This is a genomic window from Streptomyces sp. NPDC088354, assembly GCF_044753585.1.
Classification (GTDB): domain Bacteria; phylum Actinomycetota; class Actinomycetes; order Streptomycetales; family Streptomycetaceae; genus Actinacidiphila.
The window spans coordinates 1-9,667 of sequence record NZ_JBIVNJ010000091.1 but is presented as its reverse complement, the minus strand read 5'-3'; the positions used below and the strand labels follow the sequence as shown (position 1 = coordinate 9,667).

General features: G+C 63.9%; 8 protein-coding genes and 1 pseudogene. 5 read left to right on the top strand and 4 right to left on the bottom strand.

Going from position 1 to position 9,667, the window contains the following annotated elements; genetic code table 11:
* The 3 genes from ACIP98_RS41260 to ACIP98_RS41250 all read left to right on the top strand — a co-directional run.
* The coding region (locus tag ACIP98_RS41260; protein ID WP_401981874.1) for a helix-turn-helix domain-containing protein at nt 1-508 on the top strand (508 nt) is incomplete at its 5' end.
* Complete coding sequence (locus tag ACIP98_RS41255) at nt 397-1,107, top strand: IS630 family transposase (RefSeq protein ID WP_401981871.1); 711 nt, start codon at nt 397-399, stop codon at nt 1,105-1,107. The genes ACIP98_RS41260 and ACIP98_RS41255, both read left to right, overlap by 112 nt.
* Nucleotides 1,108-1,208: 101 nt before the next feature.
* Nucleotides 1,209-2,095, top strand: a protein-coding gene (locus tag ACIP98_RS41250; protein ID WP_384299617.1) for an IS5 family transposase whose coding sequence is annotated in 2 segments (ribosomal slippage) — nt 1,209-1,557 and nt 1,557-2,095 — 888 coding nt in all. Because the reading frame shifts where the segments join, the coding sequence is not laid out codon by codon here.
* Between the two features lie 9 nt (nt 2,096-2,104).
* Here ACIP98_RS41250 and ACIP98_RS41245 read toward each other — a convergent pair.
* The 3 genes from ACIP98_RS41245 to ACIP98_RS41235 are packed head-to-tail and all read right to left on the bottom strand — an operon-like array spanning nt 2,105 to nt 4,315.
* On the bottom strand, nt 2,105-2,533 hold the full coding sequence (locus ACIP98_RS41245) for a DUF6210 family protein (protein WP_361792242.1): 429 nt from the start codon (nt 2,531-2,533) through the stop codon (nt 2,105-2,107).
* Between the two features lie 60 nt (nt 2,534-2,593).
* Nucleotides 2,594-3,142 (bottom strand): hypothetical protein, encoded by a 549-nt coding sequence (locus ACIP98_RS41240; protein WP_401981867.1) that lies wholly within the window; start codon nt 3,140-3,142, stop codon nt 2,594-2,596.
* A 39-nt stretch (nt 3,143-3,181) separates the two neighbouring features.
* Nucleotides 3,182-4,315, bottom strand: a complete 1,134-nt coding sequence (locus tag ACIP98_RS41235) for a helix-turn-helix domain-containing protein (protein ID WP_401981866.1) — start codon at nt 4,313-4,315, stop codon at nt 3,182-3,184.
* Nucleotides 4,316-4,635: 320 nt separating this feature from the next.
* Between ACIP98_RS41235 and ACIP98_RS41230 the strand changes: the two genes are divergently transcribed.
* The gene (locus ACIP98_RS41230) at nt 4,636-6,075 is read left to right on the top strand and encodes a hypothetical protein (RefSeq protein ID WP_401981864.1); all 1,440 of its coding nucleotides are present in this window, start codon (nt 4,636-4,638) and stop codon (nt 6,073-6,075) included.
* A 122-nt stretch (nt 6,076-6,197) separates the two neighbouring features.
* Here ACIP98_RS41230 and ACIP98_RS41225 read toward each other — a convergent pair whose 3' ends face one another.
* Nucleotides 6,198-6,929 (bottom strand): DUF6461 domain-containing protein, encoded by a 732-nt coding sequence (locus tag ACIP98_RS41225; RefSeq protein WP_401981862.1) that lies wholly within the window; start codon nt 6,927-6,929, stop codon nt 6,198-6,200.
* Between the two features lie 372 nt (nt 6,930-7,301).
* On the opposite strand from ACIP98_RS41225, the pseudogene ACIP98_RS41220 reads away from it, so the two are divergent.
* Nucleotides 7,302-7,403, top strand: a pseudogene (locus tag ACIP98_RS41220) (XRE family transcriptional regulator); the annotation flags it as partial.
* Nucleotides 7,404-9,667: the final 2,264 nt, after the last annotated feature.

The window sequence follows — 9,667 nt, the reverse complement described above, 5'->3', positions numbered from 1 at the left end:
GATGTTCCTTCCTTTCTGCCGGACGGGAGTTGGTGTGATGGGTTCGCAGAAGAAGAGGCCGGTGGTGCTGACCGCGGCCGATCGTGAAGAGCTGGTTCGGGTGACCACGACGGGGGTCCATCCGGCCTCGGTGATCAGGCGGGCGCGGGTGCTGCTCGCGCTGGACACCTCTGCCGGTGAGATCGACTCGCAGGATGCGATCGCTGCCCGGGTCGGCGTCTCGGGCGAGACGCTGCGGCTGGTGGCCAAGCGGTTCGCCGAGAGCGGTGGTGACGTCGACGCGACGATCCAGCGCAAACAGCGGGACCTCCCGCCGGTGCCCTCGCCGGTGACCGGTGAAGTCGAGGCCCGGCTGATCGCCCTGGCGTGCTCCCAGCCCCCGGCAGGCCGTGCCCGGTGGTCGCTGCGACTGCTGGAGAAGCACATCGCACTGGTCGAGGACATCCCCGATCTGGACCACTCCACCATCGGGCGGATCTTAAAAAAACGAGGCTGCGTCCTCATCTGAGGAAGTGCTGGACCATCCCACCACGAGCAAACCCGCAGTTCGCGGCCCGGATGGAAGACGTGCTGGCCGTCTATGCCCGACCTTATGACCCGGCCCGCCCAGTGGTGTGCATGGACGAGAAGCCCTACCAGCTCCTCGCCCATGCCCGCGACCCGCTCCCGGCCCGCCCCGGCCGCGACGCCCGCCAGGACAGCGAGTACATCCGCTGCGGCACGTGCTCGATCTTCGTGTGGGTTGAACCCCTGCGAGGGTGGCGCCGCGTAGACGCCCAGCCTCGTCGCACCAGGATCGACTGGGCCGGCCAGGTCAAGCGATTACTGACCGAGGACTACCCCGACGCCGAGACCGTGGTGCTGGTCATGGACAACCTCAACACCCACGACATCGCCTCACTGTACGAAGCATTCGAACCAGCCGAGGCCTTCGCCCTGGCCCAACGCCTCGAGATCCACCACACCCCCAAACACGGGTCATGGCTCAACATCGCCGAGATCGAACTCTCCGCACTGACCCGGCAATGCCTCGACCGCCGCATCGCGGACCTCGACACCCTCAACACCGAACTCACCGCCTGGCAGAACACCACCAACACCAAGTGAATTGGCAGTTCACCACCCACGACGCACGCACCAATCTCCGCCACCTATATCCCACACATTAGCTGCGACAGTTTACTAGGTCGTGTCTCATAATTGATCTTGTGGTGGGGCGAGGAGAGATAACGGACTCGGCGTGGTCGCGGATAGAGCCGCTGCTTCCGCAGAGCGACGGTGTTGGACGTCCGTGGCGAGACCATCGGCAGGTCGTGAACGGGGTGCTGTGGCGGCTCCGTACTGGTGCGCCCTGGCGCGACCTTCCTGAGCGATACGGCCCATGGCAGACCGTCTATCGGCGCTTCGCCCAGTGGGAGAATGACGGCACCTGGGCCAGGCTGTTGCAGGAGGCCCAGGTCCGTAACGACGCGGCGGGCGCCGTGGAGTGGACGGTCTCGATCGACTCCACGGTCGCCCGGGCGCATCAGCATGCTGCGGGCGCCCGCAAAAAGGGGCTGAAGGTGGGGACGAATCAGAAGATCCGGCAGCTGTCGCGCGTCGCGAGGCGCTCGGCCGGTCTCGGGGCGGGCTGACGACCAAGGTCCACATGGCGGTGGACGGCCGGGGGCTGCCTCTGTCGATCGTGCTCAGCACCGGGAACACGGCAGACTGCACCATGTTCCCCGCTGTGCTGGAGGCAATCCGCATTCCGCGGACCGGCCTCGGACGCCCACGCACGAAGCCCGACCGGGTGGTGGCGGACAAAGCATATTCGTCCCGGAAGATTCGCCACCTGTTGCGGCGCCGCGGCATCAAGGCGACCATCCCCGAGCGCCGGGACCAGGTCGCCAACCGAGCTCGCCGTGCGGGCAGGGGTGGCCGGCCACCGGCCTTCGACAGGACCGCCTACCGGGGGCGGAACGTCGTCGAGCGGTGCTTCGCCCGGTTGAAGCAGTTCCGTGCCGTGGCAACCCGGTTCGACAAATTGGCGGCCCGTTACCAGGCCGGGGTCGTCATCGCGGCACTGGTCCTCTGGCTCAGGGCAGACGGCTGATCACCGTGTTCAGTCCGAGTTGAACCAGACCAGCACTCCCGGGCCGTCCGGGGTGATCACCCGCACCCAGGCCTCATCGGCCTCACGGATACGGCTCTCATCCAGTCGGAGAGCATGTGGCTCCTCTGTGGCCCCATCAGATGCCCAGTAGCGAATGGCTTCGATGATCTCGCGGAGCTTGTCCAGCTCGTCATCTGGCCACGCGTAGTTCCAGGTGCCGGCACCACGGAAGTCCTTCTCAAACAGCTGACGCAAGGCGTCCAGCTCATCAGGGCCGAACAACGGCACCAGGAAACCTTCGACCTGCCCCTGCCGACAAGCCGTTCCGCCGTACTGCTGCTGATAGACAACCCCGGTCTTCGCCTCGACAACCACATGCAGCCAGTCGCCGGCACTGATGCCGTCAGGGTCGAGGAAGACGAAGCGTCGAGAGCTCATGGCGACAGTCTTCCGGGCTGTCGACCACGAGCTCAACGACTATCACCCCTGCAAGATCAATTACGAGACACGATCTAGCAGGGCCGCGGGTCCGGCGACGTTTACTGTGACGCTGCGGCGGTCGGCAGGGTCGAGGCTGCTCACGTGGAGCGGGGAGCGGTCGACTGCGGCGACTTCAAGGCCGTCGATCCAGCGGGCGGACATTTTGCCGTGCGGGGGGATTTTGGCGCTGCGCTTGCCGATGCCAGGGGAAAGCTGCCGGGGGATGAGGATGTCCAGTTCCACGGGGACGGTTTTGTCCCCGAAGGATTCTTGACGCGCCCACAACCCAGGCTGGTTCTCACGGAGCAGGTCGAAGCCGGCTCCTCGCAGTAGGTCGTCCAGGTGCGGTTCTTCTCCGAGCAGGTCGGGATCGACGCTGAGGTCGCCGTCGGAGGTGAATGGTGCATTGCTGATCACGGCATCGGGGGTACGCAGGTAGACGGCCTGGGCACCAACGACGGTCACCGCGGGGAGGTGGTCACGGAGCGCCTCCAGGCCATCGAGCAGAACGCGTCGAGCAACGACGGTGAGTTGACTGGGGTCAACGCCCTCCGGGACCTGTGCCACAGTGCCTCGCGTTCTCCGTGTGCGGCTGGAAACGCGATCTTAGTGCGACCGGTGCTTTTGCTGAGTCAGAACGGAGAAAGCACGCCATTCATCCTCATGGGTCAACATGTACTCCAGGACGGCTTCTCCTTCTGCGGGCATGCGCCCAGGGCCAGCGAGGCAGTCCAGCACCAGCTGGCTCAGGGCCACGTGTTGGACGCCGCCAAAACGTTTAGTGCCGTCGAAGACCACTTGATCCCGTGCCGGCAGGAACAGGACGTCCGCGTTCTCCCTCACTGGCAGGAGGCCGAGGTCATCAGCGAGGTCATCTACCGACAGCCATTTGGCGATGTGGAGGATGAGCTGACCGCCGGCGGATAGGGGAGCGACACGGTGGGCAGCCCAGGAGCCGGTGATCGCGATACCGTCCAGGGCCTTTGCTGGAAGACTGCTGATCTCGTTCAGCACCGCGGGGATACCGTTCGGGGCTACCATGCCCTGGTAAGAGTGGTTTCGCAGAAGGTTGTCCTGTTTCGCACGGGCACGCAGCAGGTTCATCCAGTCGACCGCATAGATGACGCGTCCGTCCCGGCGGATGAGGAGCTGGTCTTCGAGGGTGTCCAGTAGCCGTGAGACATAGGCAAGGCTGAGTCCTGAGGCATCGGCCAGTTCCACGGCGCGGAATGGTGGCCGGACGTCGGCGAGAAGCCGCACCAAGCGGCTGGCTTTCGGTCCAGCCAGAGTCGTTCTGCTCGGCTCGTGGGCCACTGAGCGAGGTGCCCGCGTGGCGCCCTCTGTGTAGACGACGATGGCCGGCCGTGACACTCGTAGCGAGACATTGCCCGTCATGTCGAGATAGCTAATGCCGAGCTCACGCAGCATATGCTGCGTCTTCCGAGCCAGCCACGGCGTGATGATCATCAGGTTCGTGTAGCGATTCACCTGTCGGATCAGATCCAGCTTCGGGAGCAGCACCTCCTCGACCATGCGGGGTGTCACTGAGCGCCGGATGTCGACCAGCAGCTGCGTGTAGCTGCTGTCGCCCTCGGCTCTGAGCTCGACGATGACGTCCACCCCGCTGCGCGACTCGGAGTCGGGACGCGGGGCGACAAACCATTCTGATCCCAGCAGGTCAGACAGTGCTGCCAGTCCTTGGGCTAGCAGCTCGGCCGGGTTCAGCTCATCGTTGTCCATCAACACATCCTCATACGGTGAAACGGAACCTTCAGTGAAACTTGCCCCAGGTGCCAACTTTACTCACTCAGTAAAGTTGGCACCTGGGGCAAGTTTCACTAACAGCTAACGTGCGTGGCCCAGTGAAGTGTCTGTCTCAGGCAAGTCGACAAGGCCAGGCTTGGTCGGCGGCCCAGGGCAAGCTTGCATCGAAGCCTTCGCACAGTAGTGACGACCCTGAACTCCCGGGTGGGTCCTCGGTGCGGGTGAACCTGTCAGGTTTGGCTGCGGGGTGGACTGCGCGGAGAGTTGAGTGGTGGATGTCGGGCGGGAGGGCAGCCATGAAGTATGCGCTGAACGACAAGCAGCTGGAGGCGCTGAAGCTGATTGCTTCCGCGAAGGGGTCGCATCCTGTCCAGGACGTGCATTCGGGCGTGCTGTGGGCCTTGGAGCAGCGGGGGCTGGTGAAGACCGGGTACGCCGGTGGCCGGCGGAACACGGTGGTGACCGCTGACGGCCGCTTCTATATCAAACATGGTAAGCACCCCAATCAGGCGGAAGCCGACAAAGAGCGGCTTAGGCAAGATCCTGCACAGGCTGCCCTGGCACCTGCTGACGGCGCGGCGCTGATCGCACGGATCCGTGAGGCCCACGACGTCCTCACCATCGCTGACCCAGGGCCACGCACGCGGGGACGCTGGAAGGCCGCCTACTATCACGCATTGCATCAGCAACATGTCCCGACGGGCTTTGCGCTGCGCCTTGCCGGTCGGGACAAGGGCGACATGGTGCTGCGGCTGATCGACCAGGCAGCTGAAGCTGAGGGACAGCCCCCTGCAGTGCCAGCCATCGATGTCCCGGAGGATCTCCCGACCCGGCCGCATCCACTGATCGCGCGCACTCTCAAGGCCCTCGGCCGGTCCCGAGACGTTGCCGATTCCCGCGGCCATGCCGATGTGGTGCCGATCCATGTCTCGCGCCCTCTGGCCGACCGAGCCCTCCGTATTGCTCACGCCGTTATCACTGAGGCCGTGCAACGCGGCTACGAGGTTGCCACCAGCAGCGACCCGCGGCGCGAGGACACGCACCGGCTTGTCATCCGTATCGGGGCTCACGCGTTCCCTTGGGAGATCATCGAACGAACCACCGGTGTGCCCCACGAGCCGACGCCTCAAGAACTGCGCGAAACGGCCAAGAAGCCGTGGGTCCGTATCCCCAAGTACGACCAGAAGCCTGGCGGCCGACTCATGATCACCGCACCGGACCGTTCCTCTTACTCGACCCCGACCTACCAGCACTCCGATGCCAAGCGATGGACGCTCGAGTCCCGCTTGGGCCACTTCCTGTACGACATCGAGACTGCGGCTCAGCGTGCCGAAGAACGGCTCAAAGAGAGCGAACGCCAGGAGGCGGCTCGCCGTCGGCACTGGTACCGGGTGGTACGGGAAGGCCGCGACCGACAAGTGCGACAACACCGGGCTGCGGTACTGAGCGACCAGGTGGCCCGCTGGCGGGAGGCAGAACAGATTCTGGCCTTCTGCACGGCAGTCCGCGCCCACCGCGCATCCGACATGACACAGGAAGAAGAAGCGTGGCTGGACTGGGCTGAACACCACGCTCAAGCCATCGACCCCCTGGCTACGGACCTTGGCGTACCGCCTCCACCATCGGCCAGCCGCCACGACCTGCGGCAGTACGTACAGCTCGACGTCTACGCCTACCCGTGGCCGTTCGACGACAAAGGCCGGTGGGCCACGGATGCCATGGAGCCGGAGACCTGAGGCGTGGGCCGCCACCCGTGGGGTGGGTGGCGGCCTGCCCTGCTGCGAAGCGGAACGCACGGTACCGCCTTGGCAGTGGCGCATTCGACAGGGGGGCCTATGCCCGCAATGGCCACGAAGGATCAAGGCCCTGGCTTGCCCGGCCAGGGGCGAGGGCTGGCAGCCGGTGTCGGGTAAGGCGGAGGTATCTCGTCTGGGCGTATCGAACCGGGCAGTCGGCGTCCCAACGATGGATTTCCCTCGGGGGGGTGCACCAGAGGCAGGGGCGTTCCGAAGGAACCAGGTGGCAATGAGAACTGCGGGAGCGCCACAGAAAGCAATTCGCCGTCGTCCACGGCACGGGATAGAGACCCTCCAATGTGCTCCCCTATAGAGCCCATTGCGGCGACGACATACATGACGCCGGGATATGCTTTCCTTAGGCGCTCTGTGGCATCCCAGAATGGATGAGACCCAGAAGCCCTGAGCGTCATTGGGTTGCCGGGCTCGAACTTCTCAAGCGGCCGACCAGCTCTCCAGTGCTCCATCAGGTCCAGTGCGTTGGCCCCCGAGTGAACGGCAAAGGTTTCAGAGTCACGTGACAGATCTTCAAGCAAAGTCGCATCCATGCCCTTGATCCCGAAAGCTTCAATTGCGAAGGACCAGTCCTTGAAGTCTCCGACCCGAAGGACGGCTCCCGACAATCCCGGCTGAAGGACGCTATGCATATCTGAGAACGACAACATGTGCGCTGCCGCGAGATCTGCGCCATACTTGGACAGAAGCCCTTCTGGTGATATATCTCGCGTGAACGTGACTGTGAATCCAAGGTAGCGACCATTGAAAAGCCATTCCCAGTCCTTGGGACTCTGCATCTCAGTGTGCTCCCGTCAGAGTTGTGCCTACTCCGTGAACGCGGAGCGCAACTTCGATAGCGTAGTCGGCTAGGATGTTACCTGGAGAACGTATTTCTCAGTGTCGATGATGCGCTCAGTCTGCGCGAGCGTGCCAAGCTTGAGGCCTATGTTGCCATTCTCCCCGTTCGGTACGTGTCCGCGTGCGCAGGGCTCATTATAAGTGACGTGTGTAGAGCCTGCGGCCTCAAAAACCTCCCAAGTGCCGTCCGGCTGTTGTTGCGGCACAATGTCGGCACATAGACCGCCATTCGTACCGCCCTGATAGGTTGCCGCAAAAGGGTACTCGTCACACGAATCGTTCGGCACTTCAGATATCACGACGAAAGGCCGGCCGAGGGCCTGCAGGAGATCTACTTCCGCGACCGCGGCCGCCGCGCGCAGGGCTTGCAGGTGGAGTTCACCGACATCGACTACATCGACATCGAGCTCTAGGGCCGGCGCGGCCGCACGCTGTTTTCTTTCCACGGTTCGGCTGGAGCTGCGCGTCAGGCGTGGTCTGGTCGGCGGGATGACTGGGAGCCCTACGGTGGCCCGCGCGCTGCAATGTGTTCCGGTCGATCATGAGGGGGTGCCGTCTTTGTTGGTCGAGCTGCTGGCGCCGGTCTGCGACGCAGAAAAAGTAGGCGCTGTTCGCAGCGGGGCCGGTGGGCGCTTCGGGGTGCTCGCTTCGGGGTGCTTGCCGCAGCCGGAAGAGTCGCGTGCCGGGACAGTTCACGGGCGACGATGAAGGCCCGGTGGACCGTGTCGGCTACGGCAGCGAACTCCGTACCGTCGGAGCGCAGGTCAGGCCCAAGCTGATGTCCTGCACGGCCAGGAGGAACCGATTGAGGGGATCAGAGGTCTGGCGGCGCCCGTCAGATGCAAGGAAACCGAGAGCATTGACGCGGACGACGTGGGGGATCGGGAGAAAAGCCGGGTGCGACGCCCTGCAAGGGCGTCGCACCCGAGGAGGATCTGCGGTTAGTTAGATCAGAATTAAGCGCCGCCGTTTGCCTGGGCCTGCATGAGAACTTGGGGGCTCGATTCCGAGCCCGCTACCGAGATGGTTGCGCGATAGTTGGCAGGCAAATCGCCAATACCTCGGATCTTGAATGTCTGGCCGTTGCTGCGGACGCCCCTCAGGTCGAGCTGTGCGTTGTGGGGCGGTGTGACCGTGACGCAGTTATTGGGGGTGGCCCGGGCCGAGTTCCAGATTCCGGGTGCCTGGATGTACGCCGTGAGGTTGCTTATGGCGCACAGCTTGATAGTCCCCCAAGGGCCGTAAGTGCTGTCGATGGCTGCAGAAGCGCTACCGGCACCGCCGAGAGTCGTGGCCGCAGCCATGCCGACAACGGCTGCGCTGGTAGCTGCGAACCGGGCAAATCGCTTACCCATTCTTTTCCCTTTCACTCGGACGTCCTGTCGGTCGAGCCTCACAACTCGAAGGCAGGAGCTGTCCGTTGACGCTACACGTGGGATGCGAAATGCCGAAATGGGATGAGAGTGCCATCTGAATGGAGTCGCATATCGGGTGGAGCGGGTTATTTTGACGAGTCCCCTATGTGCTGACGGCTTCCATCAGAGCGCTGCGGGCGCTCTAGGGGCTGGAGCCTTGATATCGGATGCACGGAGAAGAATTTCCGTGCCAGACGCGCTCCGGACTGGCCTTCACGGCGACTAGATCCAGCGCCGCTTGTTGCCAAACCATTAAACTCTTCACTCACTTGTACCCGAAACCTCACAATTTCCTGACACCCGATGGCGAGGCCTGGGCGAATCCAGGCTGACAAAACTGCCGTGCGGCGACAGCATGAGATCCACCTCCGTGACTGGCGACTGCCACGCCCCCGGATTCGGAGTGTTCCGACATCGACTACATCGACTACATCGACATCGAGCTGTAGCAGCGAGTGGAATGATTGGCCAATGATTGCCAACCGCCGCTCCCTGGGCACCGGGCCGGAGCCCGCGCAGCCGTCCGCAGCTGCGCCGTCGCGCAGCCTCAGCGCAGCCGATGTTGCCGCCGTCCTGGCCGGCTCGGCCCCGACACCGGATCTGGCGGCGACACTGCGTCGACGGCTGGGCACCGGGCCCCAAGCAGGCGCCCAGTACGACGGTGGGGAACCGCGGGGCGCGTAAGGTGCATCCCGTCGCCATGCCTCACGGTCATGGTCCGGGGACAGATCCAGCTGAGTCGGAGCTCAATGGGTGCATCTAACTGACACCGAGCAGCTTGCCGGGGTGACCCTTCGAAGCTTCGGAAGTTTCTGGCGGCCCGTCACCAACCTCCGAAGCTTCGGAGGTCACACGCAGCCCTGTAGCCGGGCTGCACAGCATCCTTGCTCGCCTCCAGGTCGCCTACGACGATTGAGGGGAGGGGTGGTCAATGCTTCCCTCGCAGCCGACCTTGGCGCGACAGAGCTGCTCCAAGCGATCACCCGCTACGGCAGTCGCATCGCCCACCGGGCCCGGAACTGAGCAGGGGGCCTGCCTCGTCGGTAGGCCCCTTAAGGTCCGTACGGTTCGTTGCCGCGCAGCTTCAATCGGTGTACAGTTCTCTCATATCCCGCCGGGACTGCAAAGGCCCGGTTAGACGGCCCCGCAAGGGGCCGTTTTTGTATTTGAACCGTTCCGGGTTCGGTAGGGACTCGATCGTTTGAGAGGATCGAGTCATGGCACGTCCTTCCCAGTACCCGCTTGAGCTGCGCCGTCGTGCG

Bases quoted from the DNA above. Each gene is read 5' to 3' on its own strand.
- ACIP98_RS41245 (WP_361792242.1), bottom strand. From the start codon at position 2,533: ATGAGCTCTCGACGCTTCGTCTTCCTCGACCCTGACGGCATCAGTGCC.
- ACIP98_RS41235 (WP_401981866.1), bottom strand. From the start codon at position 4,315: ATGGACAACGATGAGCTGAACCCGGCCGAGCTGCTAGCCCAAGGACTG.
- ACIP98_RS41230 (WP_401981864.1), top strand. From the start codon at position 4,636: ATGAAGTATGCGCTGAACGACAAGCAGCTGGAGGCGCTGAAGCTGATT.
- ACIP98_RS41225 (WP_401981862.1), bottom strand. From the start codon at position 6,929: ATGCAGAGTCCCAAGGACTGGGAATGGCTTTTCAATGGTCGCTACCTT.